This is a genomic window from Lactobacillus rizhaonensis, from assembly GCF_036246345.1.
Taxonomy (GTDB): Bacteria; Bacillota; Bacilli; order Lactobacillales; family Lactobacillaceae; genus Lactobacillus; species Lactobacillus rizhaonensis.
In genome coordinates, this window is record NZ_BTTV01000008.1 from 56,149 (window position 1) to 80,943 (window position 24,795).

Below are 24,795 nucleotides of genomic sequence, written 5' to 3' on the forward strand. Positions count from 1 at the left end.
AGATATAGCTATGGCTAAGGTAAATGTTTTAGGTGTAAATTTCGATAATAAAAGTTTTAATCAATTTCAAAATGAATTTATTGGCAGAATTAATACCCACCAATCAACTTTTATTGTTACTGCCAATCCTGAAATTGTCATGTCAGCAAATGAAAACCCTGAATTTATGAAGATCCTAACTTATGATGCTGACTATATTACTGCTGACGGTATAGGTATTGTCAAAGCGAGTCATATTTTAGGTCAGCCACTTAAAGAACGGGTAACAGGTTATGATTTATTTACTTGGCTAATGAAGCTGGCAAATGATCGGGGTCTCAGAGTTTATCTAATTGGCGCTCGCTCAGAAGTGATGCATACAATACAGGCTAAAATTGCGCGTGAATATTCTGATATACAGCTAGTAGGAGCTGAAAATGGTTATTTTAAAGAAGATCTAGAACTGATTGCTTACCAAATCGAACGGACAGAACCTGATTTAGTTTTTGCTGCTTTGGGTTCGCCTCGTCAAGAACAGCTTCTATCTATTCTTCGAAGAAATCTCCTGCCAGCTTTAATGATGGGAGTAGGGGGAAGCTTTGATGTCTTTTCAGGTAAAGTGAAACGTGCTCCTCAAACATGGCAAAATATCCATTTAGAATGGCTTTACCGTCTGCTTAAAAATCCATCACGCTTGAAGCGAATGACGATTTTACCTCATTTTGTGCATGAAGTCTATCAATCAAAAAAGGAAAAAATCTAATTATGAAGGTATTGCATGTTAATGCCGGGCTTGAAAATGGTGGTGGCTTAACTCATATTATTAACTTGCTAAAACAGGCAAAAAATGAACAGCAGGATTTTACGTTATTATGTTTAGCCGATGGCCCAGTTGCCCAAGCTGCACGAACTGCACAATTAAAAGTGCAAGTTTTAGGCATCAATAGTCGCTATGACTTGGGCGGCTTAAATAAGCTGGCTAATTTTATTAATAATGCTGACTTTAGTATTGTGCACACACATGGTGCGCGGGCTAACTTATTTGTCTCCTTAATTAGGCACAAAATTACCGCTAAATGGTGTGTAACCGTTCATTCCAATCCTTATCTTGATTTTACTGATCGCGGCGTTACAGGAAAAATTTTTACAAAATTAAACATTCAGGCCATTCGTAAAGCTGATTGCGTTTTTGCTGTTACTAAAAGATTTGCCGATTTGCTAGTTAAAAAAGCCAGAATCAAGCAGCAAAAAGTTCACGTGATTTATAACGGTACTTTTTTTCATGCAGACAGTCAAATCCCTGCTAAATACGAGCATCCCAACTTTAATATTGTAAACGTAGCTAGAGCTGAAAAAGTTAAGGGTCAAGACTTGTTACTGCAGGCTCTAAAACAGTTAAATAATGCTAATGTTCATTTGTTTATTGCTGGAGACGGTTCTCAATTAAGATCACTAAAGGACCTGACGCAAAAATTAAACTTAGGCCCACAAGTAACTTTTCAAGGTTTCATGACACATAAACAGTTAAAAAATCTTTATCGTAGAATGGATTTGGCTGTTCTGACATCTTATTCTGAGAGTTTTCCTCTAGTGTTGCTGGAAGCAAGCGATAATCTGTTACCACTTTTGTCAACTGCCGTTGGTGATATTAGCATGATGATACCGGATAACAAACATGGCTTTGTTGCAAAAATCGGTGATATAGATTCAATTTGTTCAGTTTTAAAGCAAGCTGTGAATACGTCTAAAACTCAGCTTAGAGAAATGGCACAAATTGAGAAAAATTATGTTGAGCGGCATTTTTCGTTACACCAGCAGCTAAGTAGTATTTTACGGGTATACCATAATATCGTTTAAATTGGTAAGTTTGTTAAAAAGGCCACAAATGTTTATAATAAAACAAAAATATTAGTGGATTTAGTTAAGAGGACAGAATGTTTTACCAAGAATTGGATGAAGACGATTCATTAACCCTTCATACAGATTTGTATGAAATTAATATGATGTATACCTACTTTAAAAAAGGTATTTCTGAACGCAATGCTGTTTTTGAAGTTTACTATCGTAAAGAGCCTTTTGGCAATGGCTATTCCGTATATGCAGGCTTAGAACACGTCATTTTATATTTACAAAACCTGAAATTTAAAGAAAGTGACTTTAAATATTTAAAAGAAGAAATTGGCTATGATGACGATTTTATTGATTATTTACGTCATTTGAAAATGCAGCTTACTGTACGATCGATGCCTGAAGGAGAGATTGCTTTTGCAAATGAACCCTTATTGCAAGTTGAGGGTCCACTTGCGCAATGTCAATTGGTTGAGACCACCATCTTAAATATTATTAATTACCAGACTTTACTGGCAACTAAAGCTGCCAGAGTCAAGCTGGCCGTTCAAGGCGACGGAGTTATGGAATTTGGTACCAGGCGTGCGCAGGAAGCGGATGCAGCTATTTGGGGCACCCGTGCCGCTTATATTGGTGGCTTTGATTCTACCAGTAATGTTCGTGCAGGTAAATTGTTTGGTATCCCAGTTTCTGGTACACATGCCCATTCCTTGGTGGAAGCTTTTGGCAGCGAATATGAAGCATTTAAGGCATATGCGGAAACACATAAAGATTGTGTCTTTCTAGTAGATACATATGATACGGTTAGAAGCGGTGTACCAAATGCAATCCGAGTTGCCGACGAAATGGGTGACAAGATTAACTTCCAAGGCGTGCGGATTGATTCAGGCGATATGGCCTATATTTCAAAGCAGGTACGCCGGGAACTGGATAATGCTGGTTACACTGACGCTAAAATTTTTGCATCAAATGATTTGGATGAAACTACGATTACCAGTTTAAAGATGCAGGGAGCAAAAATTGATGTTTGGGGAATAGGGACTAAATATATTACGGCTTATGACCAGCCTGCATTAGGAGCTGTTTACAAATTAGTTTCAATTGAAGATAGTCAGCACCGTATGCGTGACACTTTAAAAATTTCTTCGAATGTAGAAAAGGTATCAACTCCAGGTAAAAAACAAGTCTGGCGTATCTCAGCTAATACTGCTAAGAAAAATGAAGGTGACTGGATTGCACGAGCTGGCATAGATCCGCGCAAATTTGATTCGCTGTATATGTTTCATCCACAATATTCTTATATTAATAAAGTGGTGACTGATTATACTGCTGAACCACTTTTAAAAGACATTTTTGTTAAAGGCAAATTGACATACCAAAAGCCTAAACTAATAGATATTAAGAACTTTTGTGCAGCCAATCTAGACGGACTATGGGATGAATATAAGCGTAGTTTGAATCCGCAGGAATACCCTGTTGACCTGTCTCAAGATTTATATGACAGTAAAATGACCATTATTCAGGATATTCGCACTAAAATCAATAAAGGAGATACTGCACAATGAGACCTTTACAAAAAGAGATTATAAAATATGAGCATGTTTTGCCTCAAATTGATCCGCAAAAAGAAATTAGACGGTCAGTTGATTTCTTAAAAGATTATCTCAAAGCAAATACCTTCTTAAAGTCTTATGTGTTAGGTATTTCTGGTGGGCAAGACTCTACGTTAGCAGGAAAACTGTGTCAAATGGCAATTTCTGAAATGAGGAGTGAAACAGGCGATAAATCATACCAATTTATTGCAGTGCGCTTGCCTTATGGAGTTCAAGCTGATGCACAGGATGCGGCAGATGCTGTTGCCTTTCAGAAGCCTGATCGAGACTTGGTAGTTAATATTAAACCGGCTGTTGATGCCTTAGTTTCTACTTTAAATGAAGCTGGGCAGAAAATTACTGATTTTAATAAGGGCAATATTAAGGCGCGCGAGCGCATGGTGGTGCAGTATGCTATTGCTGGTGCCCATAATGGTGCAGTGGTGGGTACAGATCATGCAGCTGAAAACTTCAGCGGCTTTTATACCAAATATGGTGATGGTGCAGCAGATTTGACACCGCTGTTTCGTTTAGACAAGCGCCAAGGAAAACAGATGCTCAAAGTGTTAAATTGTCCGGAGCATCTATACCAAAAAGTGCCAACAGCAGACTTGGAAGAAAATAAACCAGGCTTACCCGATGAAGTTGCACTTGGCGTCAGCTATCAGGATGTTGATGATTATTTAGAAGGGCACGAAGTTTCTGAAGAAGTCGCTGAAAAAATTGAATCTTTATGGCGTAAGAGTGAACACAAACGGCATTTGCCTGTAACTGTTTTTGATGATTTTTATCGTAAATAAGGACTAGGGCATTTAGACTTTAAATTTTGCCTTAATAGGCCTGTTATTGACAAAAACTGTGCAAGTAGTACAATTACTGTTAACTTAAGATATGTTTTTTAAGAATAACAGTTTAAAGAGAGAGCCACCTGGTGAAAATGGCTTACTGTTACTTAAAAGATGCTCCTTACAGTTCAAATAAATAAAAATAATTAAGAGGTAACAAGCACTGTTGCAATTGAGGTGGTACCGCGTTTAAAGGCGTCCTTAAGATAAGCAACGGTGTTTTTATTTTGGCAAAAAGGGAGATATATTTGATGAAGAAACTGACAAGTTCAGAATTTAGACAGATGTTTTTGGATTTCTTCAAGCAGCATGGCCACATGGTATTGCCCAGTCAATCTTTGATTCCGCAAGATGACCCAACATTGCTGTGGATTAATTCTGGTGTGGCAACGATGAAAAAGTATTTTGACGGTTCAGTAGTGCCCAAGAACCATCGTATTACGAGCTCACAAAAGTCAATCAGAACCAATGATATTGAAAATGTTGGTAAAACTGCCAGGCACCAGACCTTTTTTGAGATGCTGGGCAACTTTTCTGTGGGTGATTATTTCAAAAAAGAAGCGATTACCTGGGCTTGGGAATTTTTAACCAGTCCTGACTGGCTCGATTTAGATAAAGAAAAACTTTACTGTACGGTTTATCCTAAAGATACAGAAGCACATAAAATTTGGCTTGAGGTTGGTATGCCTGAAGATCATATTGTTAAACTGGAAGAAAATTTCTGGGATATTGGTGAAGGCCCCTGTGGACCTGACTCTGAAATTTTCTATGATCGTGGTCAAGAAAATAACGATGTGGCAGAAGATGATCCTGAAAACTTCCCTGGCGGTGAAAATGCCCGTTACTTGGAAATTTGGAATATTGTCTTTTCACAATATAATCATTTGGCAAATGGCAAATATGTAGATCAACCGCATAAGAATATTGATACCGGTATGGGCTTGGAGCGTGTTTTGTCTATTTTACAAGATGCACCAACTAACTTTGAAACTGACCTCTTCTTGCCAATTATTCATGAAACTGAAAAAATGACTGCTGCTAAAAAGTACGGTACAAATAAAGCGGATACAACAGCCTTTAAGATTATTGCTGATCATGTGCGGACTGTCAGTTTTGCCATTGCTGATGGTGCACTGCCATCAAATACAGGTAGAGGCTATGTTTTACGGCGCTTGATCCGGCGGGCAGATTTAAATGGTCAAAGGTTGGGCATTAAAGGTGCATTTCTTTATAAACTTGTTCCAGTGGTCGGTAAAATTATGGAGAGCCATTACCCAGAGGTTACAGATCAAAAGGACTTCATTGCCAAAGTAATCAAAAATGAAGAAGAAAGATTCCAGCTAACTCTTGAATCTGGACTAACTTTACTTGATGACTTAATTGCCAAGGCCCAAAAATCGGAAGATAAAACAATTACCGGTAAAGATGCGTTCAAGTTATTTGATACTTATGGTTTTCCTTATGAGTTGACTTTTGAAACTGCACAGGATGCTGGCTTGAAAGTTGATCAAAAAGGCTTTGATGCTGAGATGAAGGCCCAAAAAGAACGTGCGCGTAAAGCTCGCGGTAATCTGCAATCAATGGGTGCACAGGATGAAACTTTGATGAACTTAAAGGATAAATCAGAGTTTGAGTATGGTGTTTATGAAGAAAAACATGCCAAATTAATTGATATTATAGTTAATGATCAATTAGTTGATAGAGCGGATGGCGACAATGCAGTTTTGATTTTTGACCGGACTCCTTTTTACGGTGAACGTGGTGGTCAGGTAGCCGATCACGGTAATATCTATAATCAGGAAGGCGAACTGGTTGCTCAGGTAACTGACGTACAGCACGCTCCAAATGATCAAAATATGCACTTTGTCGATGTGATTTTGCCATTGAAAAAGGGTGAAGAATACACATTAAAAATCGACCGGGTTCGCCGCGAAGGCCTACGCCACTCACATACAGCTACACACTTGTTGCATGCGGCTTTGAGAAGCGTTCTGGGTGAACATACGCATCAAGCCGGCAGTTTGGTGGAACCTGATTATTTGCGCTTTGACTTTACTGCACTTGAACCAATGACTGCTAAGGAAATTAAATCAGTTGAAAACTTGGTAAATCAAAAGATTTGGGCAGCTATTGATGTCAAAACTACTATTACTGATCCTGATACTGGTAGAAAAATGGGAGCTTTGGCTTTGTTTGACGGGAAATACGGTGATAAAGTTAGAGTTGTGCAAATGCAAGATTTCTCTATTGAGTTCTGTGGTGGTACTCATTGTGCCAACACTAACCAAATAGGTATTTTTAAAATCATTTCTGAATCTGCCATTGGTGCAGGTATGAGAAGAATTGAAGCAGTTGTTTCTAAAAAGGCTTATGAATATCTGGCTAATAGGTCTGAACTATTGGATGAAATTCAAGCGGAAGTAAAATCAACCAAGCCCGAAGATATTATTGATAAGGTTGATTCCCTTGAACAAGAATTACATGATAGTCAAAAGCAGGTTGAAGATCTGAATCTGCAAATTAATCAGAGTAAAGCAAATACAATTTTTAATGATGTAAAACAAGCAGGAGATTTGTCCATTATTGCCCAAAAAGTTGATGCCGGTGGGATGAATGATTTGCGTGAGTTCGCGGATACTTGGAAGAGTGGTCAGAAGTCTGATGTGCTTGTTTTAGGAACTGCCAGTGATGGCAAAGCCAATATGATTATTAGCTTGGGTGATAAAGCTTTGGCAAAGGGGCTTAAGGCAGGCGCTCTAATTAAACAAGTCGCACCAATCTTTGGTGGTGGCGGCGGCGGCCGACCAAACATGGCTCAAGCTGGTGGCAAAAAACCCGAAGGTCTTGAAAAGGCTATTCAGACAGTGGTTACAATGATTTCCAAAAAATAATTAATTGAGTTTGTGCTGTTTTTCAAGTAAAATTATGCTAGGAGGAATAATTATGAGTTCGCTAGATAAGACAATGCATTTTGACTTTAACGAAAATAAAGGCAAAAATGTACATGATACTTTGCAGGACGTTTATAATGCTTTAGAAGAAAAAGGTTATAATCCAGTTAACCAAATTGTCGGTTACTTATTGTCTGGCGATCCGGCTTATATTCCACGGCATAATGATGCTCGTAATTTAATTTTGAAGCATGAACGCGATGAAATTATTGAAGAGCTTGTCAAAAATTATCTTGGAAAAGATAAATAATGCGACTAGTTGGTTTAGATGTTGGATCAAAGACAGTAGGCGTTGCTGTTAGTGATGAATTAGGAATAACTGCGCAGATGGTTGAAACCATTCCAATCGATGAAACGCGTTATAATTTTGGTATGCGTGCAATTAAAAAAATTGTACGCCAATATGAACCAGAAGGATTTGTGCTGGGTCTGCCTAAAAACATGAACGGCTCTTCAGGTGCTTCAGTTACTCGCAGTAAAGCATATGGTGAAAGACTTGAAAAAAAGTTTGGTTTGCCAGTGCATTATTTAGATGAGAGACTAACGACAGTAGAATCTGAAAGAGTTTTAGTTGAAGAGGCAGAAATGCACGATCGTCATAAGCGCAAAGAAGTTATTGACCAAATGGCTGCTGTTTTGATTTTACAGAATTATTTGGATCTAAACCGAAAGGATTAATATGGCACAAGAAGTTAACGGTGATGACCGTCAGATTACCTTGATTGATGATCAGGGTAATGAGGAATTATACGAAATTTTATTTACATTTCATTCAGATGACTATGATAAATCATATGTTTTGCTCTATCCGGCAGCTGCTAGTGATGATGACGAAATTGAGGTCTTGGCATTTAGTTATGACTCTGATTCCGCAGGTGATGTTACCAGTAGTGATTTACACGAGATTGAAGCGGATGATGAATGGAACATGGTCCAAGGAGTTTTAAATACATTTTTGGACGATGACCGTTTAAGTGGTGAATAAAAAAGACTGGCTAGGCCAGCCTTTTTTATTAAAGATTAATAATTTAGAAAAATAATGAATGATAAAATATTAAAAACTTTAGAATTTGCCAAAATTACTGAACAATTGCAACAAATGGCAGTTACTACACCAGCCAAAATGGCAGCTTTTAACTTACTGCCGAGTAATGATTTTGCTCAAGTCGAACTTGCCTTGAAGCAAACCCTTGCTGGTGCTGATATTTTGCGGGTTAAAGGGCAGCTGCCACTGACAGATTTTGCTGATGTTAAGCCAAGTACCAAGCGTTTGCGGATCAGGGCAAACTTAAACGCTAAGGAATTAGGTAATTTATTGTTAGTTTTGGCACTTGCAAATGAAACAAATGAATTTTTTGGCGAAGTTGATGAGGAGAAACTAGATTTAACAGCAATAGATTCTATTTTGGCACAATTAGATGTACCTCAAAGTCTGTATCAAAAACTTAAACTTTCACTGGATTTTGATGGAGAAGTGCTTGATACTGCTTCTAGTGAACTAGCTCGTTTACGTCATGAAATCAAAAGCAATGATGCAGAAATTAAAGAGAAAATGGATGGCTATATAAAGGGCGGCACCAGCAAGTATTTGTCAGAGCAGATTGTGACAATTCGTGATGAACGTTATGTTATTCCGGTCAAACAAGAATATCGCAATAAATTTGGTGGTGTCGTTCATGATCAAAGTGCAAGTGGACAAACGCTTTTTGTTGAACCCAGTGCAGTTTTAAATCTTAATAATCGTCAACAAAACCTTTTGGCACAAGAAAGAAGAGAGATCAGTCATATTCTCCGTAACTTGTCTGATTTGGTGCGGCCGGAAGCTGGTAGCATTGATACGATTGCTGGCGCTTTAGTTAAACTCGATTTTATTCAGGCAAAAGCGAAACTAGCTCATGCTATGAAAGCGACTGAACCTAAGCTAACTGACAATCAGTCACTGGTATTTTTACAAGCAAGACATCCTTTAATTAATCCGGAGACAGTTATTGCCAATGATATTCGTCTGGGTGAAGACTACGATACCATGTTGATTACTGGTCCTAATACTGGTGGAAAAACGATTACATTAAAAACAGTGGGTATTTTACAGTTAATGGTGCAATCAGGCCTGTTTATTCCAGCAGCAGAGGGAAGCAAAGCCGGTGTTTTTGAAGACATTTGTGCTGATATTGGGGATGAACAATCTATTGAGCAATCTCTCAGTACCTTTTCTTCACATATTAATGGCATTGTCAAAATAATGAAAAAGGTCGATGCCAAGACACTGGTTTTGATTGACGAAATTGGTGCGGGAACGGACCCAGAGGAAGGTGCAAGTCTTGCAATCAGCATTTTGGATTTTTTACGGCAAAAGAAAGCTAAAATTATCGTCACTACCCATTACCCAGAACTGAAACTATATGGCTATAATCGTGAAAGAACAACTAATGCATCAATGGAGTTCGATCTTAAGACATTGTCGCCAACATACCGTTTACAAATTGGTATTCCCGGTCATAGTAATGCATTTGCAATTGCCCGCAGGCTGGGAATGCGCGAAGATGTAGTTAAAAAAGCTCAAGGGCTAATGAGTGATGAAAACGTCGATATTAACCAAATGATTACTGAGTTAACGAAGCAAACTAAGGCTGCCTCAGATGCCCGCAGTCATTTGACTACCAGTCTTGATCGTGCTAAAAAGCTGGAAAAGAAATTGCAACAAGCGCTCGACTGGTATAATCAACGTGTGCAAAAACAGTTGGAATTTGCTCAGGAAAGAGCTAATGAAGTAGTTGCTAAAAGCCGTAAAAAAGCTGATAAGATCATTGCACAACTTGAGCAGCAAAAAGGGAATGTTAAACAAAACGAACTCATTGCAGCCAAGGGTGAATTTAATCAGCTTGAACGACAAAATGAGAATCTGGCTCATAATCGAGTTTTACAGCGCGAAAAAAGAAGGCATCATGTTAATGTAGGTGATCAGGTAAAGGTACTGTCGTACGGACAAACTGGTACGATTACCAAAAAACTGTCCGAACATGAATATGAGGTCCAAATGGGTATTATTAAAGTTAAAGTCAGTGATCGTGATATTGAGAAAAGCATTCAGCATGAAAAGGCGCAAACACACCCTAAAGTACGTGCAGTTAGTGCAAACAGGCGCAGTAATGCTAAAAGTGAGCTAGATTTGCGCGGTCAGCGTTATGATGAAGCAATGACTAATTTAGATCGCTATATTGACTCAGTTCTATTGTCTGGTTTGGATGTTGTTACCATTATTCATGGCATAGGTACTGGTGCAATTAGAAAAGGCGTTTGGCAATATTTACGGTCAAATAAACATGTTAAAAGCTATAATTACGCTCCAGCAAACGAGGGCGGAAATGGTGCAACCATTGTTCATTTACAATAATTTACTTTACTTGTAAAAAGTAAGTCTGGTTGCTATAATGAAAATATCAATAGAATAATGTTTTTCCCTAAAGGAGGTTTTTTCAATGGTTGATGAGCTTACAGATCAAAACTTTGAAGAAGAAACAAAAGATGGTGTCGTGTTAACAGACTTTTGGGCAACTTGGTGTGGTCCATGTAAAATGCAATCTCCAGTTGTTGATGAATTGGCCGAAGAGAGACAAGACGTTAAATTTACCAAAATGGATGTTGATCAAAATAAAGAAGTACCAAGTTCTTTAGGAGTTATGGCTATTCCGACTTTGCTAATCAAGAAAAACGGTGAAATCGTAGATCGCATTACTGGTTACACACCTAAAGCAAAATTGAGTCAAATTTTGGATCAATACACAAATTAAAAAATTCCTGCAACTGCAGGAATTTTTTTAATTGCTTTTTTCTTTTAATAGATCGCGAATTTCTTTAAGGTAATCTTCAGCGGATGGACCAGCTGGTTGTTGCTGGTCGTTATGTCTTATTACTTTATTGACAGCTTTAACTAGCAAAAAGACGATGAATGCAATAATCAAAAAGTTAATCACAGTATTGATAAATTCACCGTATTTAAATGTCGCACCCCCGGCCTTGAATACCAGATTGGAAAGATCAATTCGTCCGATAAATAAACCCAAAAGGGGATTAATTAAATTGTTTACCAATGAATTAACAATGTTGGTAAAAGCTCCGCCTATAATTACACCAACAGCCAGATCAATGACGTTGCCCCGTTGAATAAATTCTTTAAACTCTCTAAGCATTTTGCTTCCTCCATTCTTACTTTAATAATATTGCAAAAATGGTAAAAAACTAAATTATTTGTTTCAAAATACTTAATCAAATTTAGCGATTAGTTTTACTATTTTTTTGTGTTCATCAATCTTAATTTCGCATTCAGTTGTGCGACCGGTTTCTCTTTCAACTGCTTCTGCAATTATTCCGGCTTCAAGGGAAAATTCCCGGTTACCGCTGCTAATCCGATCGGCTACATTTTGTCCCGTTAATTTGAAGATTTCTTCACTATGATGGGTTTTCGCTTTTTCAATATTGCCAAATTCAGTAGTTACAAAAAAGCTGGCTACATCTTCAAAGGACGCTAAGTCATATTTACGGGCTATTCTCTTGCCACCCCAATATAGAATTACATCATTGTCTTCGCCTAAGATTGTTGGCAGTAAAAAGTCACGATAAAGCTGATTTACAAAATAAACATGTTCATGTTGCTGGTTATTGTTTTGCATAAAGAAATTCATCCCTTTTATTTTCTTTTATTTTACCGTAAAATTGACTGAAGTATAAAATATTTAGGGAGTCTTTAAAAATGGATAATCGACCAATTGGCTTATTAGATTCAGGTGTTGGCGGTTTAACGGTAGTCAAAAAAATAATCGCTAAAATGCCTCATGAATCGACTGTTTTCATTGGTGACAATGCTCATGTTCCCTATGGTGATAAGTCTAAGGCGGAAATTATTGCGCTAACAAAGCAAAGTGTTAACTTTTTATTAAGTAAAAACGTTAAACTAATTATCTTTGCCTGTAATACTGCCACGGCAGTAGCTATGAATGCTATTCAAAAAGAGATTGAGCCGCAAATTATCGGCGTAATTCAATCAGGTGCTCTAGCGGCAGCACAAGCTACTAAAAACAAAAAGGTGGCCGTTGTGGCGACTAAAATGACTGTTAGTTTAAATGCATACCAAAAAGAAATTCAAAAGCGTGATCCCAAAATAGTTGTGAATGAAATAGCTGCTCCACAAATTGTACCCCTAATTGAAGCTGATGCGGGTCACCAGGCTTATGTATCTGCACTGCAAGGGCTTTTGGTACCAATCAACAAGCTTGACATAGATACTCTTGTTTTAGGATGTACACACTATCCTATTATCCGTAGTGAATTTGCACAATGTTTAAAACCCAATGTTCAAATTATTGATCCAGCCGATCAGGTAGCGCAATATACGTATAATGTAATGAAACGTGATGGCCTTTTTTGCACTAATTCTCATGAAGGTGCGCATGAGTATTACACAACGGGGGACGTCAGAATGTTTAACGAATTGGGTAAAATAGTATTAGATAAGCAACATGTTAATGCAAAACACCTTTAAGAAGAAAGGATAAAAATGGAAGTTTTATTTGCAACAACTAATCAGGGCAAGGTAAAAGAATTGAGAGCAGCTTTTAAAAAAGCTGCGCTTAACCTCAGAGTTAAAACTAATGCCGATTTAGATAGGCCGCCAATTGTTGATGAGTATGGTACAACGTTTGAGCAAAATGCTAAATTAAAGGCCCACGAATTAGCTGACTACAGCCAGATGCTGACAATAGCCGATGATTCCGGCTTAATGGTTGATGCACTTGATGGCGCTCCTGGAGTCCATTCTGCGCGTTTTGCCGGTCCTGAGCATAATGATCAAAAGAATAATGCTAAATTACTAGCCGAGCTTGGAGGCGTGCCGTTAGCAAAAAGAACAGCTAGATTTAATACTACAATTGTGGTATCAATGCCAGGTCATTTTGAGAAAGATTTGGTTGTCTCAGGTCAATGTGAAGGCTTAATTTTACCAGCACCTGAAGGTGAAGACGGCTTTGGCTATGACCCGCTTTTTTATGTACCGGAAAAGCAGAAAACCTTTGCAGAAATGACAACTGCAGAAAAAAATAGTCTTTCTCACCGGGGAAAAGCAATTGCTGAATTACTGAAGTGTTTACCAAATTGGCTCGCTCAATTTGAATAAATATCTAAAAAACTGATAAATATTATTTTTAATACTTTTACTGGAAAAGTATTAAAAACATTTATCAGTTTTTATTTTACTCTGCTAAAAGAACTTGATTGTTTTGCATTACCTTTAAATACTGCGTTAAATATTTATCTTGTACTTCTTTTTCATGACCGGGTTTAACTTGAAAATGAACCACATAATTAACAGTTTGCGCTGTTTGCTCAGCGATGCCAATAATTTTAGGTTCTTGCACTAAAAAGTTAAGGTCAGTACTCAATTTATTATTTACCTGTTCAACAAGACTATGAACTTTTGCAAAATCGTTGTTAGCTTTTAGTTGAATTTCAATGTCTAGGCCAATGCCACCGTGGGCTAAATTTTGTACGATTGAAATATTACGATTAGGGATGTAGATTAGAGAACCATCAGACCCTTTAAGCCTTGTAGTCCTTAAACCCAACTGAACCACAACCCCAGTCTGATTGTTGATTGAGACAATATCTCCTACATCAAACTGATCTTCACTTAAGATAAAAAAGCCATTAACTAAATCGCTGACAAAGCCTTGAGCTCCCATCCCTAAAGCCAGAGAAAAGATACCAGCACTCGCAAGTAGCGTACCAATTGGAATACCTAGGATAGATAAAACAGCAAACAAGTAGAAGAAAATCACAGTGTATTCAAAGATACTATTAATTAATGCAGTAACTGTTTGAGTTCTCTTATTTTGTTTTCTTTTACTATGCTCTAAATAATGTTTAATTATTTTTTTGCCAACATGGTCGATCAGATAAAAAACCAAAGCTGAAACTAGGAGCTGCCAAATAATTGTCAGAACTTGTTCTCCCAGCCTGTCCCAGTTAAACTTGAGCACGTTTTTATTGATTTGAAATATTTTATCCATAATGATTACCTTTCGTATATGCATATTAACTATAACAAAATATTACATATAGATTGAGATTGAAGCATTTTAATGCTAGACTTTTTTTAGGTATAGAATTGGAGGTAAAAGATGAAATTTTCTTATGGTGCATTAGCAGGTTTAATAGCCGCCATTGCATTATTAATTTTAGTACTTTTCACAATTCCAGTGCTTATACGTGCCGCAAAAGCGACTAAAGAAGCAGAAAAAACGATCCAGAGTGCTAACGAGTCAATTCAACAGGTTACTGGAGATGTAAATGATTTACTTCATCAGACCAGTGATTTGCTTGATAAAACTAATGTCTTGCTAGCAGATGTTAATGTTAAAATGAAAACTATTGATCCTGTTGTGCAAGCAGCAGCTGATTTAGGCGAAAGCGTTTCAGATGTCAATACATCTACCAGAAATATGGCAAAGCGTTTCAATAATTTTCATTGGAAACGTAACGGGTTGATGTCATCTGCTTTAGCATCAGTGTTTGCACGGCATAAGCGGCGTAAAGGTGAAGATTAGTAAAAGGAGTTACTTTTATGAAAAATTTTGCAAATTTTGTTTTAGGTACTATTGTCGGAAGTGCTGTAGGGTTCCTAGCTGGTTCCTTATTAGTCAGTGATGAACAAATTGACGAACTGAAGAAAAAAGTTAAGAACAATGAAACTGTTCAAGACTTAAAGAAAAAGTATGATAACGGCACAGAAATTGTAAAGAATCAACTGGCCTCATTCCCAAAGAATGTAGAAGATGATTCTGAACTGAAAGATTTTGACGATATCGTTATTGATAGTTCAAAAGATACTGATGCACAGCAAAAAGATCATGCTGAAGATGTAGCTGATGATTTGCACCATGCAGAGGCTCCAGATGATTTTAATCACCCGGAACCTTCAGACCCAAGGCCTGAAGGTCCTGCAGATGCACCTGCTGATCCATATTCTAGACCATAAACGCAATTTTAGTAAAATGGCACTGACAGATTTTTATTTTCTGTCAGTGCCATTTTTTTGCAATAAATAAAGTAAAGTTTATTTAAAGAGGTAAAACTTTTAGTTCTTTGCTAGTGTGAGTAAATGGCTCATAGCCATCTTTAGTAACAACACCACAGTCTTCAATTCTGACCCCTGCTACATTAGGAATATAGATACCAGGTTCAATTGAAAAACACATACCTTCTTCAATGATCAAATCGTTGCCTTGAACAATTGAGGGGTATTCATGTACTTCTTTACCAATGCCGTGACCCAAGCGGTGGATAAAGTATTCACCATAGCCCGCTTTAGTAATAATATCACGTGCAACACTATCTAGCTCAGAGGCTGTCATTCCCGGTCTCACCGCGTCAATTGCAGCTTGTTGAGCTTCACGATCAATTTCGTAAATTTCTTTTTCTTTGGCTGTTGGTTCGCCATAAGCAACTGTTCTGCTGGAATCTGAAGCATAACCGTTGTGCATAGTACCAAGGTCAAATAAAACCAATTCATTTGGTTTGACTTTATTCATGGTAGGACCTAAATGAGGATTAGCAGCGTTGGCACCGGCTTGTACAATGGTTTCAAAACTTTCATGCATTACGCCTTTTTGTACCTTTAGCTGATATTCAATTTGGCCGGCAATATACCTTTCAGTAACGCCTTCCTTAATAGCGTCAAAACCAATTTGAAAAGCAAAATCTGCCTCACGGCCAGCGGCTTGCAATTGCTTAATTTCCTCCGGTGTTTTATATAAGCGAATTTTCGCGACAAAATTAGAAACATCACCGTCAAAATTAGCATCTGGAAATTGTTCATGGATGAGTTGATAGTGGGAAACAGAGAGGTTATTTTTTTCTAAAGCCCATTTTTGGTAATCTTTGGTTCTGCTTTTTACTTTGTCAGCAATGATTGCCCACGGATCTTCGGAGTCAAGATAACCGTATACATCACCGTCCCAAGCTGAATTTTTAGCTTCTTCAACATTTAAAGCTGGAACAAAGACGAACGGATCTTGATCTTTAAATGCTAAAAGGGCAAAGATTCGTTCATGTGGCTCCATATCATATCCTGTAAAATAAGCAATTGTCGTTGGATTAGAAATGTAGGCAACATCGTTATTGGTACTTTGCAGCCATTCTTGTAATTTAGTTAAGTTCATAGCTTCTTCCTTCCATCTTGATTTTATGATTAAAATCAGTATATCATGTTCTAGACTTGAAAAAATGAAAGAATAGTTGTAAACGTTTGCAATTTATGAAAAAGAATGATAAATTTTATACTAGTAATTTTAAGATGGGGGAACCAAAATGCGAAAACAGGATATTACAATTTATGATGTTGCTCGTGAGGCTAAAGTTTCAATGGCTACAGTCTCACGAGTTGTTAACGGCAATACAAATGTGCGTAAAGACACTCGCGAACGGGTAATGAAAGTAATCAACCGGTTGCATTACCAGCCAAACGCGGTAGCACAAGGCCTGGCATCTAAAAGAACCACCACGGTTGGTTTAATCGTGCCGGATTTAACTAATCTTTATTTTGCGGAATTGTCAAAAGGAATTGATGATATTGCGCTTTTATATAAGTACAACATTATTATCACCAGTATTGAAAACCGCTTAATGAGAGAAGATCAGGCAATTCAGGGATTGCTTAATAAGCAGGTCGATGGTGTGATTTACATGTCAGATAATTTGCCAGAAGAAGCTATTGAAGCCTTTAAACGGACAGATACGCCAGTGGTTTTAGCTGGTACTAAAGATAGTCACAGTGAATTTCCGTCAGTTGCTATTGATTATCAAAAAGCCGATACAGAAGCTTTAAACCTTCTGTATAATGATGGCAGGAGAAATTTGGCCTTAGTCTTAGGCAATCCAGACACTGTGGTTAGTGCTGAAAACAGAATTCCGGCTTACAAAAAATTTATGGCTGATCATGGTTTAGGTGAAGGTCATATCTATACTAATATCAAAGACCATTCTGATGGTTATAATTTATTATCTCAACTGGAGCAGGACGGCATTGATGGTGTGATTGTCAGTCGTGATGTCACTGCAGTAGGTATTTTAAATTCCGCTATTGATGCTGGTAAAAAAGTACCGGAAGATTTAGAAATAATTACAGCAAATGCAACTCAAATTGCTTCCGTTGTGCGTCCAGCGCTAACAGCCATTCGTCAGCCACTTTATGATATTGGTGCAGTTGCAATGAGAATGCTGACTAAATTGATGAATAACGAAGAAGTGCCAGAAAAGCAAATTGAGCTCTCTTATGAGATACTGAAAAAGCAAAGTACTACAAATGAATAATATTATTCACACAAAAAGTGTTGCATTTAATTATGCAGCACTTTTTTAGTAGTTATTTTTTTAATTTGCTTTATCTTCTGCCATGTGTTTAACGTCTTTGCTGGTTGCAACTGCAAATAAGGAGTTAAAGCAATATTTGAATAGCGGCTCATTCGAGGCAGGTGACGATAATTTTGCCAATTTGCGTCGTCAAAGAAACCATAGAAAAGAATATCACGTGCTTTGATCCAACCCTGTGATGTAAATAACCATAAACTTTTAGGACTACCATTAAAATTCTGAATTTTAAAGAGAGTGTTTGCTGGGAGTAGCTTAGTGGTTTTAGCTTGATTATCCGGGTAACGATAAATGCGAACGTCTTTTTGCGGTTTAGCAATAATTTGCTTATTTTGGTAAGGTGCAATATCTTCTGGCCTCAGATCCATGTTAACAAACTCAGATGAAATAAATGTTTGGTTAGCAATCTGATAATAAAGCTGATTATGTGCTCTGACTCCGTACATGACTTCAAATTTTTGTCCCGGATAAACATATTTATTTTGCATTTTCCGTACATAAGGGTTCATCATTGTCTTGGCTTTCTTTTTGCCAAAATAGCTGCCTTTGCGGTGGATACTATACTTCTTGGTGCCTTCCTTAGCCAGCTTGTACTTAAATCCGGTGCTGGGAAAATTGGTTACCACGCCATCGACATTTTTATTAATCAACCATTGCCATAGATCGGGCGATTCGTCCATTTCTGTCCACACATAAACCTGTTTATTTAACTGGTGTAACCAATGTATAAGCCAAGAGTGATTTAAAATTAGGTCAGAGGAAACATTAACAGCATTTACTTGCGGTAAATTACTAAAATTTATTCGTTTAAGACTGCCGACAATTAGAATTAAGTAGGCATCGGGCATAATTTTGCGAAAATGAAACAAACTGGCAGCAGAAAATGAATGGATCATTACTCTTTTTTCCATATGATATTTCTTCACAGTGGCGGCAATCTGATCTTCTAATTCATAAGAGGGATCAAGTCCATGATCAATTTTAGTTTCAAGAATAAATTTGGTATTAGGTTTTTTTTGATAATAATCAAATAGCTCTGGTAAGCTCAGCACATGTTCACCATTGTCATAGGTCAATTGGCTAAGTGCCTGCCAATAATTTTGTGATACAATTGCATGTGTATGGGTCACTCGAAATAGGTCATCATCATGCGATACAACTAGTTCACCATCTGCAGAAAGGCGCAGGTCAAGTTCAACGTAGTCCGCACCTGAGTTAAAGGCAGAGTTGTCACTTTGAATAGTTTCTTCAGGATATTTGCTGGGGTCACCGCGGTGGCCGACCACAGTGAAACCACTAGTTGTAATAAATATGATGCTAAAAATGAGAGCCTTAAACAGTTGGCTTTGATATTTCATGTGTATACCTCTGTTGTTAATTACAATAGCATGGTTGCACATTTTTTGCTATATGTCACAGATTTAATTTATACGGGGAATATTGATGAATGAGCAACAATATGAAGAATTAGATTTAATTGAAGAAATTGTACGCAATGACGGCAGCAAGTATTTTGAAATTTCTAATATTGATCAGAATGGGATAGCGGAACTTGCAGCTGACAGAGGAAAAATTAAAAGTGTTCGTATTTTACAATTAAATATTCCACGTACTAAAGCCCTTGTTACTTATGAAGAATATATCAATAAGAACTATAAGCTTGAGACTTTGACAAACGAAGATGATTGGAAAAATCCGGATTGGGTAGAATGGAAAAAGCCTAAGGGAAAAGTTCTAGATGCTTATAACATGGTTTTGAAGTCGAATCAAATTGGATAGAGAGCAGGATAATGGAAAAAATTCGCATTTTACATACTAATGACTTACACTCACATTTCGAACATTTTCCCAAAATTGGCCGGTACTTGCGGGAAGCTCAAAAAGATCAGACTGTTGATCAAGTGTTTACTTTTGATGCCGGAGACTTCATGGACCGCTCGCATCCTTTGACTGATGCAACTTATGGGCAGGCTAATATTCAGTTAATGAATTCTTTTCATTACGATGCAATTACTATTGGTAACAATGAAGGTATTTCTAATTCCCACGCTGTAGTAGAAAAACTATTTGATCATGCTGATTTTCCCGTTATTTTAGCCAATTTGCGTGAAGAAGATGAATCTATGCCTCACTGGGCAGTTCAGTATAAAATCTTAACTACAAAAAAGGGAACACGTATCGGTCTTATCGGTCTAACTGCCGCATATCCGCTTTCTTACGAACCCAATCATTGGCATGTCAAAATGCTGAAAGAAACAATGGATAAGGTTTTACCACAGATGAAAGGTCAATATGACGTGTTAATTTTAATAACTCATATTGGCTTAAATATGGATACCTTTTTAGCCAAGAATTACCCGGAAATTGATTTAATTGTTGGAGGACATAGCCATGACTTGCTTCCCCATGGTAAAGAAGTTAAGGGTGTTTGGATTACTCAAACCGGTAAATGGGGCAACTATGTAGGCAGTACGTATATGGAAATTGATGACAATCACCACGTGCGCAAGATTACACCACATGTTGAGCCAACTAGTTTGATGAAGTCTCACATAGCTGATGAAGATACTATTTTAGGATACAGGCAAAAAGGTAAAGAAATTTTGAGTCGAGAACTTATTGCTGATTTGCCTGAAAAATATGATGGTGATCGTGAAGCTGCTATCCAAGTTTCAATGAATGCAATTGCTCATTTTGCAGGAACAGATTTGGCTATGCTCAGCTCGGGGCTTTTCTTAACCCCTTTTAAAAAAGGCGTTATTACTAAATATGATTTGCAAAAGTCTTTACCGCATTCAATGCATGTAGTGCGTTCCACTTTAAGAGGGAGTGATTTATGGCGACTGGTTATGGAAATTGAAAAAAACCGGCATTTTTTAGATCAATTCCCTTTGCAAGGAATGAGTTTTCGGGGGAAAATTTTTGGTCAAATGTATTATAAGGGCATAAAATTTGACCCTATGAGTAGAATAGTCTTTGTCAACGGTAAAGAAATTGATCCATATCAGGAATATCAAATTGCTGTTTTGGATCATTATGTTTTGGTGCCGTTTTTTCCAACTTTGGCGATCGTTGGCGACAATGATTTTTTGTTTCCACAGTTCTTGCGTGAAGTAATTGGAGACTATTTGGCAAAAAAATACCCTTTAACTGGAAGTGAAATTAAGAGTGGAAAAAACAAACAGTAAGCAACCACAAGAAAATAAATTTAACCAAGAGCAGCCTTTGCGCCATCCCCTGGCAGCAGTGGCTTTGGATAATGATCAGTTAAAAATTAACAAGCAATTGTACCAGGTAATAGTTAATAAGGATAATGCTCTGGATCTTGAACTTTTGCGGCAAAAATATGACCCCTATCTTGATCAATATGATTTTATTGTGGGAGATTTGTCTAGTGATCATCTGCGTTTGAAAGGTTTCTACCAAGATAATGCTCAGGCTGCAATAGATCGTAAGAAACAAACTATTGCGGATTATTTACTAGAATACTGCAATCCTGGCAGTCCGTATTTTATCTTACAATTGCTAAGTCCAGTACATCATTATCGTAATAATAAAAGAAAAAGACGATTAAATTCGTTTAAATATCGGGGACAAAATATACACAGAAAGAAGCTTTACAAGTCGTTTAAGAGCTACCATGTTCGCCAACCCAAAATAAAGAAACCCGAAACCATAGCAATAAAAAAAGAGCGTGCAAATAACCATTCTTTTGTAATCAAAAAAAGGAAGGGCAGCAAATAAGTGAAGGATTACCGTTTATTTTTAATTGATCTTGATGGCACTATTTATCGGGGCAAGGAAACTATTGCTGCAGGTGTTCGCTTTGTTAAGCGCCTAGAACAAGCACATAAAAGCTATATTTTTTTGACTAATAATACTACTCGTACACCACAAATGGTGGTGGATAAGCTTAAAACGCATGGCATTAAAACCGATATTGCGCACGTTTATACTCCCTGTATGGCAACTGTAAGTTATATTTTAAAGCGTGAGAAAAAGCGGAAAAGTAAAATCGGTGTTTATATAATAGGTCAAATTGGTTTATGGCGTGAATTTTTGCAAAATTCTGCTTTTGAAGTCACTAATTTTAATCCTGAATACGTGATTGTGGGGATGGATACGGACTTGACTTATCATAAGATTCAAGTGGCCGCTACTGCAATTAGGAACGGTGCTACTTTTATTGGGACTAATGCTGATTTAAATTTGCCTAGTGAAAATGGTTTATTGCCCGGTAATGGTTCTCAGTGTGCAATGATTGCGGCTTCTAGTGGCCATAAACCTTTTTTTATCGGCAAGCCTTCTCCCGTGATTATTGATATGTTGTTAGATAAACTAAAGTTTTCTAAAAAAGATGCGCTTTTAGTAGGTGATAACTACGATACTGATATCAAGGCGGGTTTTAACAGTCGTGTTGACCAATTATTGGTGACGACAGGTATTACAAAATTGACAGACATTGAAGGAAAAAGGCAGCCAACAATTTTAGTTGACAGCTTGGATCAGGTTAAATTATGAGCAAAAGAAATAATATATTAACTATTATTTATCATTTTATTTTTGCTATTTCTACAAGTGTGGTGACAGCCCTCGTTGCAAGCTGGCCACTGTTATTTGTATTTGTATTAGTGCAAAAAACAAATAAAACAGTCAATTTATCAATTGAACAAGTGATGAATAGTTATAATCAGTTGTTGTGGTACCTCATTTGGCCATTTAAGCGCAAGCTGCACATGAGTGATTTTCATACATCTGCAATGGCTGCCAGGCACTTTGCTGATGTCAAAAAATTATTTGTTTTGGCGATCGTTGCCTTCTTGTGCTGTTTGGTCATATATTTTTGGTGTAAAAGACAAAACAAAAAATTTTTGCGCTTAGATAAGGTTTGGGCGTTATTATTTTTGCTATTACCGATTGCTGTTTTACCATTTGCCTTGGCAAATTTTGATAATTTTTTTATTACTTTTCATCATTTGTTTTTTGCCGGCAGCAATACCTGGCTATTTGATCCCGCTACAGACCCGATTATTAATGTGCTCACTGAAGGCTTTTTTGCTTCCTGTTTTGCAATTGCCGGTATTGTCTATGAATTGTATTTTGCTGATAAATTATTACAAAAATAAAAAGGAGTCCTTAATGGGACTCCTTCTTGTTTTTAATCCGTTTTTTTAACGATACTATAAATATCGGCAAAACCGAGATTATAATTATTGCAAGTATTAACATTGAGAAATGATCTTTGACAAAAGGAATGTTGCCAAAGAAGGCACCGAGTATTGTGAACAAACCACTCCAAAATATTCCGCCAACTACGTTATATAAGGCAAACTTACCATAATGCATTTTACTTCCACCCGAAATGAAAGGGACAAAAGTTCTGATAAAAGGGATAAATCTGCCAATAACAATAGTAATCGGTCCGTGCCGCTCAAAAAAGTTTTCAGCTGCCGTGCGATTTTTTTGATTGATTAATCTATTAAACCAAGTATGCTTAGAGCCTTGTCTAACCGACCAAGCACCTATTTCATAATTACAAGCATCGCCTAGTATTGCTGCCAGCAGCACTGCAAAATAGATCCACCAGATATTTAAATTGTATGCAGGATTAACTGCTAAAGAACTAGCAGCAAAAATTAATGAATCACCTGGTAAAAAGGGAAATATAACTAATCCAGTTTCGATAAAAATAATGGCAAAGATAATCAAATATGTCCAATTGCCAAACTGATTGACTATTTCAATCAGATGGTGATCGATATGCAAGATAAAATTGATTATTGTCATAAACATCTCCTAAATGCTGGTTGAATGTATTGTTAAAGTCTTTTCAGGAAAAAGCTTACGCATAACTGTAGTAATTGCAATTTGTGCTTCTCCAAAGCCCAGTCCAATAAGTGGGACTCGGCCAGAATAAGTAGTGACATCGCCTATTGCGTAGATACCTGGGACATTGGTTTCCATAGAGCGAGAAACTTCTATTTGGTTATTAACTAAATTAACACCCCATTCTTTTACAAACTGGTTATTAGCTCGAAAACCGTAGCCAACGACTATTTGGTCAAATTGTTCATGAATGACATCGTTGTTTCCGATTTTTTTCAAGCTAATATCAAGTTGATTATCTCTAATTTCAATTGATTTAGGAAGATAAGGGGTCTTTATTTCAACATTTTTTAAACTTTTTAGTTTGGTGACACTTGATTCGAGACCACGAAATTCATTTCTTCTATGAACTAGTTTGATCTTTGCAGCCGGTTGATTTGCTAATTCAATTGCCCAGTCAAGAGCCGAATCACCACCACCGAAGACGCCTATTTTCTGATGAGCAAAATCCTGGGGGTCTTTAACATAATAGTGAATCCTTTTTTCAATTTCCTCATTCGTTTTTAGTGGAAATTTTTTAGGACTGAAAAACCCAGTCCCAGTAGCAATGACGACGCTTCGAACAGAATAATCGTCATCGATAACAAACTCGGTGTTACTTTGTTTAATGGCTCTAACTGGATGATTTAAAACGAATGTTGTATGTTGTCCGGCATCATTTTGTAATTTTGTAATTAGTTCATGGGCCAATATAGAACTGTAAGCTGGTATATCCAAAATTTCTTTAAAGGGATAAAGTAATTTTGGTTGCCCTCCAACCTCAGCTAGTGAATCAAAAATTATTGTATTTAGACCATGAAGATGAGCAAAATTGGCACAGAATAATCCTACAGGACCTGCTCCTATAATTGCTAAATCAAATTTTTTTATTTTGAAAACTCCCCTCTAAACGTTGATATGACAACTTTATCATGAATAAAGAAGATAGTCACTCGAATAATTTGCAAAAAAGACTTGCAAAAAGAGAAAATAATTGCTAGTATTAATAACTGTCGTCGGGCAATGAGCCGCAAGGCGGGAGCACGAAGACAGGGTTAAAAAAATCAAGCAAAAGCAGTTGACAAAAGTCAGATGTTTTAGTAAGATAATAAACGCTGTCCGGTAAGACGGCAAAAATAAGTCAGAAAAAAGTGCTTGACAAAAGCAGATGAATCTGGCAAAATAAAAAAGCTGCTTTAGAGCAGCAGGTAGTACCTTGAAAACTGAACAATGTTTTCGCAAAAATGTGCGGGTTATCAAGAACCCAAAACAAAAGAGCGAAGTCAATTTCGCAAG

The 24,795-nt window shown here is 37.1% G+C and carries 27 protein-coding genes; 20 read left to right on the top strand and 7 right to left on the bottom strand.

The window, feature by feature from the left end; all coding sequences use genetic code 11:
• The first annotated feature begins 10 nt into the window (after positions 1-10).
• The 10 genes from AAA915_RS08795 to trxA all read left to right on the top strand — a co-directional run bounded on the left by AAA915_RS08795 (position 11) and on the right by trxA (position 11,006).
• Positions 11-742 (top strand): WecB/TagA/CpsF family glycosyltransferase, encoded by a 732-nt coding sequence (locus tag AAA915_RS08795; protein ID WP_294604336.1) that lies wholly within the window; start codon positions 11-13, stop codon positions 740-742.
• 2 nt (positions 743-744) lie between these two features.
• Entirely contained in the window at positions 745-1,836 is a 1,092-nt protein-coding gene (locus AAA915_RS08800; protein ID WP_294604337.1) for a glycosyltransferase, read from the top strand.
• A 77-nt stretch (positions 1,837-1,913) separates the two neighbouring features.
• A complete protein-coding gene (locus AAA915_RS08805) occupies positions 1,914-3,392 on the top strand; it encodes a nicotinate phosphoribosyltransferase (protein WP_338201581.1) in 1,479 nt (492 codons plus the stop codon).
• Positions 3,389-4,219 (top strand): ammonia-dependent NAD(+) synthetase, encoded by an 831-nt coding sequence (gene nadE, locus AAA915_RS08810; protein ID WP_338201583.1) that lies wholly within the window; start codon positions 3,389-3,391, stop codon positions 4,217-4,219. Before AAA915_RS08805 ends, nadE begins: the two co-directional genes overlap by 4 nt.
• A gap of 296 nt (positions 4,220-4,515) precedes the next feature.
• Positions 4,516-7,155: an alanine--tRNA ligase gene (gene alaS, locus AAA915_RS08815; RefSeq protein WP_338201585.1), complete on the top strand. Its 2,640-nt coding sequence runs from the start codon at positions 4,516-4,518 to the stop codon at positions 7,153-7,155.
• A 52-nt stretch (positions 7,156-7,207) separates the two neighbouring features.
• Positions 7,208-7,465, top strand: a complete 258-nt coding sequence (locus AAA915_RS08820) for an IreB family regulatory phosphoprotein (protein ID WP_038521496.1) — start codon at positions 7,208-7,210, stop codon at positions 7,463-7,465.
• A complete protein-coding gene (gene ruvX, locus AAA915_RS08825; protein ID WP_294604343.1) occupies positions 7,465-7,893 on the top strand; it encodes a Holliday junction resolvase RuvX in 429 nt (142 codons plus the stop codon). Before AAA915_RS08820 ends, ruvX begins: the two co-directional genes overlap by 1 nt.
• Before the next feature lies 1 nt (position 7,894).
• On the top strand, positions 7,895-8,200 hold the full coding sequence (locus AAA915_RS08830) for a DUF1292 domain-containing protein (protein ID WP_110445683.1): 306 nt from the start codon (positions 7,895-7,897) through the stop codon (positions 8,198-8,200).
• 54 nt (positions 8,201-8,254) lie between these two features.
• Positions 8,255-10,609, top strand: coding sequence for an endonuclease MutS2 (locus AAA915_RS08835; RefSeq protein ID WP_338201590.1), 2,355 nt, complete (start codon positions 8,255-8,257; stop codon positions 10,607-10,609).
• Between the two features lie 85 nt (positions 10,610-10,694).
• Positions 10,695-11,006, top strand: a complete 312-nt coding sequence (gene trxA, locus AAA915_RS08840) for a thioredoxin (protein ID WP_046324452.1) — start codon at positions 10,695-10,697, stop codon at positions 11,004-11,006.
• Between the two features lie 27 nt (positions 11,007-11,033).
• Here the strand turns inward: trxA and mscL are convergent, their stop codons facing one another.
• Together mscL and AAA915_RS08850 are read right to left on the bottom strand one after the other, a co-directional pair.
• Positions 11,034-11,405, bottom strand: coding sequence for a large-conductance mechanosensitive channel protein MscL (mscL, locus tag AAA915_RS08845; RefSeq protein WP_294604350.1), 372 nt, complete (start codon positions 11,403-11,405; stop codon positions 11,034-11,036).
• A gap of 72 nt (positions 11,406-11,477) precedes the next feature.
• Complete coding sequence (locus AAA915_RS08850) at positions 11,478-11,897, bottom strand: DUF2507 domain-containing protein (RefSeq protein ID WP_420915125.1); 420 nt, start codon at positions 11,895-11,897, stop codon at positions 11,478-11,480.
• 68 nt (positions 11,898-11,965) lie between these two features.
• Here AAA915_RS08850 and murI point away from each other — a divergent pair, with 68 nt between their 5' ends.
• Both murI and AAA915_RS08860 read left to right on the top strand, forming a co-directional pair.
• On the top strand, positions 11,966-12,754 hold the full coding sequence (murI, locus tag AAA915_RS08855; protein ID WP_338201597.1) for a glutamate racemase: 789 nt from the start codon (positions 11,966-11,968) through the stop codon (positions 12,752-12,754).
• A gap of 9 nt (positions 12,755-12,763) precedes the next feature.
• Positions 12,764-13,384 (top strand): XTP/dITP diphosphatase, encoded by a 621-nt coding sequence (locus AAA915_RS08860; protein ID WP_338201624.1) that lies wholly within the window; start codon positions 12,764-12,766, stop codon positions 13,382-13,384.
• A gap of 76 nt (positions 13,385-13,460) precedes the next feature.
• Here AAA915_RS08860 and AAA915_RS08865 read toward each other — a convergent pair whose 3' ends face one another.
• Positions 13,461-14,276: a mechanosensitive ion channel family protein gene (locus AAA915_RS08865; protein WP_338201599.1), complete on the bottom strand. Its 816-nt coding sequence runs from the start codon at positions 14,274-14,276 to the stop codon at positions 13,461-13,463.
• A 111-nt stretch (positions 14,277-14,387) separates the two neighbouring features.
• Here AAA915_RS08865 and AAA915_RS08870 point away from each other — a divergent pair, with 111 nt between their 5' ends.
• Both AAA915_RS08870 and AAA915_RS08875 read left to right on the top strand, forming a co-directional pair.
• A complete protein-coding gene (locus tag AAA915_RS08870) occupies positions 14,388-14,813 on the top strand; it encodes a DUF948 domain-containing protein (RefSeq protein WP_338201601.1) in 426 nt (141 codons plus the stop codon).
• A gap of 17 nt (positions 14,814-14,830) precedes the next feature.
• Positions 14,831-15,244: a YtxH domain-containing protein gene (locus tag AAA915_RS08875; protein WP_338201603.1), complete on the top strand. Its 414-nt coding sequence runs from the start codon at positions 14,831-14,833 to the stop codon at positions 15,242-15,244.
• Positions 15,245-15,326: 82 nt separating this feature from the next.
• Here the strand turns inward: AAA915_RS08875 and AAA915_RS08880 are convergent, their stop codons facing one another.
• A complete protein-coding gene (locus AAA915_RS08880; RefSeq protein ID WP_338201605.1) occupies positions 15,327-16,427 on the bottom strand; it encodes an aminopeptidase P family protein in 1,101 nt (366 codons plus the stop codon).
• Positions 16,428-16,575: 148 nt separating this feature from the next.
• Between AAA915_RS08880 and AAA915_RS08885 the strand changes: the two genes are divergently transcribed.
• The gene (locus AAA915_RS08885) at positions 16,576-17,577 is read left to right on the top strand and encodes a substrate-binding domain-containing protein (protein ID WP_294604361.1); all 1,002 of its coding nucleotides are present in this window, start codon (positions 16,576-16,578) and stop codon (positions 17,575-17,577) included.
• Positions 17,578-17,603: 26 nt separating this feature from the next.
• Here the strand turns inward: AAA915_RS08885 and AAA915_RS08890 are convergent, their stop codons facing one another.
• Positions 17,604-18,992: a glycerophosphodiester phosphodiesterase gene (locus AAA915_RS08890; RefSeq protein WP_338201608.1), complete on the bottom strand. Its 1,389-nt coding sequence runs from the start codon at positions 18,990-18,992 to the stop codon at positions 17,604-17,606.
• 85 nt (positions 18,993-19,077) lie between these two features.
• On the opposite strand from AAA915_RS08890, the gene AAA915_RS08895 reads away from it, so the two are divergent.
• Genes AAA915_RS08895 through AAA915_RS08915 form a run of 5 tightly spaced genes read left to right on the top strand, consistent with a single transcriptional unit; the run spans position 19,078 to position 22,760 of the window.
• Complete coding sequence (locus AAA915_RS08895; RefSeq protein WP_294604365.1) at positions 19,078-19,413, top strand: hypothetical protein; 336 nt, start codon at positions 19,078-19,080, stop codon at positions 19,411-19,413.
• Positions 19,414-19,424: 11 nt separating this feature from the next.
• Positions 19,425-20,822: a bifunctional metallophosphatase/5'-nucleotidase gene (locus tag AAA915_RS08900; RefSeq protein ID WP_338201610.1), complete on the top strand. Its 1,398-nt coding sequence runs from the start codon at positions 19,425-19,427 to the stop codon at positions 20,820-20,822.
• Positions 20,803-21,378: a YutD family protein gene (locus tag AAA915_RS08905; RefSeq protein ID WP_338201612.1), complete on the top strand. Its 576-nt coding sequence runs from the start codon at positions 20,803-20,805 to the stop codon at positions 21,376-21,378. The genes AAA915_RS08900 and AAA915_RS08905 overlap by 20 nt, the downstream gene beginning before the upstream one ends.
• Positions 21,379-22,155: a TIGR01457 family HAD-type hydrolase gene (locus AAA915_RS08910; RefSeq protein ID WP_338201614.1), complete on the top strand. Its 777-nt coding sequence runs from the start codon at positions 21,379-21,381 to the stop codon at positions 22,153-22,155.
• Entirely contained in the window at positions 22,152-22,760 is a 609-nt protein-coding gene (locus tag AAA915_RS08915) for a TIGR01906 family membrane protein (RefSeq protein ID WP_338201616.1), read from the top strand. The genes AAA915_RS08910 and AAA915_RS08915 overlap by 4 nt, the downstream gene beginning before the upstream one ends.
• Positions 22,761-22,770: 10 nt before the next feature.
• Here the strand turns inward: AAA915_RS08915 and AAA915_RS08920 are convergent, their stop codons facing one another.
• Positions 22,771-23,421, bottom strand: a complete 651-nt coding sequence (locus tag AAA915_RS08920) for a VTT domain-containing protein (RefSeq protein ID WP_338201618.1) — start codon at positions 23,419-23,421, stop codon at positions 22,771-22,773.
• Between the two features lie 9 nt (positions 23,422-23,430).
• On the bottom strand, positions 23,431-24,390 hold the full coding sequence (locus tag AAA915_RS08925) for an NAD(P)/FAD-dependent oxidoreductase (protein WP_338201626.1): 960 nt from the start codon (positions 24,388-24,390) through the stop codon (positions 23,431-23,433).
• Positions 24,391-24,795: the final 405 nt, after the last annotated feature.

Bases quoted from the DNA above. Each gene is read 5' to 3' on its own strand.
- AAA915_RS08795 (WP_294604336.1), top strand. From the start codon at position 11: ATGGCTAAGGTAAATGTTTTAGGTGTAAATTTCGATAATAAAAGTTTT.
- AAA915_RS08800 (WP_294604337.1), top strand. From the start codon at position 745: ATGAAGGTATTGCATGTTAATGCCGGGCTTGAAAATGGTGGTGGCTTA.
- AAA915_RS08805 (WP_338201581.1), top strand. From the start codon at position 1,914: ATGTTTTACCAAGAATTGGATGAAGACGATTCATTAACCCTTCATACA.
- nadE (WP_338201583.1), top strand. From the start codon at position 3,389: ATGAGACCTTTACAAAAAGAGATTATAAAATATGAGCATGTTTTGCCT.
- alaS (WP_338201585.1), top strand. From the start codon at position 4,516: ATGAAGAAACTGACAAGTTCAGAATTTAGACAGATGTTTTTGGATTTC.
- AAA915_RS08820 (WP_038521496.1), top strand. From the start codon at position 7,208: ATGAGTTCGCTAGATAAGACAATGCATTTTGACTTTAACGAAAATAAA.
- ruvX (WP_294604343.1), top strand. From the start codon at position 7,465: ATGCGACTAGTTGGTTTAGATGTTGGATCAAAGACAGTAGGCGTTGCT.
- AAA915_RS08830 (WP_110445683.1), top strand. From the start codon at position 7,895: ATGGCACAAGAAGTTAACGGTGATGACCGTCAGATTACCTTGATTGAT.
- AAA915_RS08835 (WP_338201590.1), top strand. From the start codon at position 8,255: ATGAATGATAAAATATTAAAAACTTTAGAATTTGCCAAAATTACTGAA.
- trxA (WP_046324452.1), top strand. From the start codon at position 10,695: ATGGTTGATGAGCTTACAGATCAAAACTTTGAAGAAGAAACAAAAGAT.
- mscL (WP_294604350.1), bottom strand. From the start codon at position 11,405: ATGCTTAGAGAGTTTAAAGAATTTATTCAACGGGGCAACGTCATTGAT.
- AAA915_RS08850 (WP_420915125.1), bottom strand. From the start codon at position 11,897: ATGAATTTCTTTATGCAAAACAATAACCAGCAACATGAACATGTTTAT.
- murI (WP_338201597.1), top strand. From the start codon at position 11,966: ATGGATAATCGACCAATTGGCTTATTAGATTCAGGTGTTGGCGGTTTA.
- AAA915_RS08865 (WP_338201599.1), bottom strand. From the start codon at position 14,276: ATGGATAAAATATTTCAAATCAATAAAAACGTGCTCAAGTTTAACTGG.
- AAA915_RS08870 (WP_338201601.1), top strand. From the start codon at position 14,388: ATGAAATTTTCTTATGGTGCATTAGCAGGTTTAATAGCCGCCATTGCA.
- AAA915_RS08875 (WP_338201603.1), top strand. From the start codon at position 14,831: ATGAAAAATTTTGCAAATTTTGTTTTAGGTACTATTGTCGGAAGTGCT.
- AAA915_RS08880 (WP_338201605.1), bottom strand. From the start codon at position 16,427: ATGAACTTAACTAAATTACAAGAATGGCTGCAAAGTACCAATAACGAT.
- AAA915_RS08885 (WP_294604361.1), top strand. From the start codon at position 16,576: ATGCGAAAACAGGATATTACAATTTATGATGTTGCTCGTGAGGCTAAA.
- AAA915_RS08890 (WP_338201608.1), bottom strand. From the start codon at position 18,992: ATGAAATATCAAAGCCAACTGTTTAAGGCTCTCATTTTTAGCATCATA.
- AAA915_RS08895 (WP_294604365.1), top strand. From the start codon at position 19,078: ATGAATGAGCAACAATATGAAGAATTAGATTTAATTGAAGAAATTGTA.
- AAA915_RS08900 (WP_338201610.1), top strand. From the start codon at position 19,425: ATGGAAAAAATTCGCATTTTACATACTAATGACTTACACTCACATTTC.
- AAA915_RS08915 (WP_338201616.1), top strand. From the start codon at position 22,152: ATGAGCAAAAGAAATAATATATTAACTATTATTTATCATTTTATTTTT.
- AAA915_RS08920 (WP_338201618.1), bottom strand. From the start codon at position 23,421: ATGACAATAATCAATTTTATCTTGCATATCGATCACCATCTGATTGAA.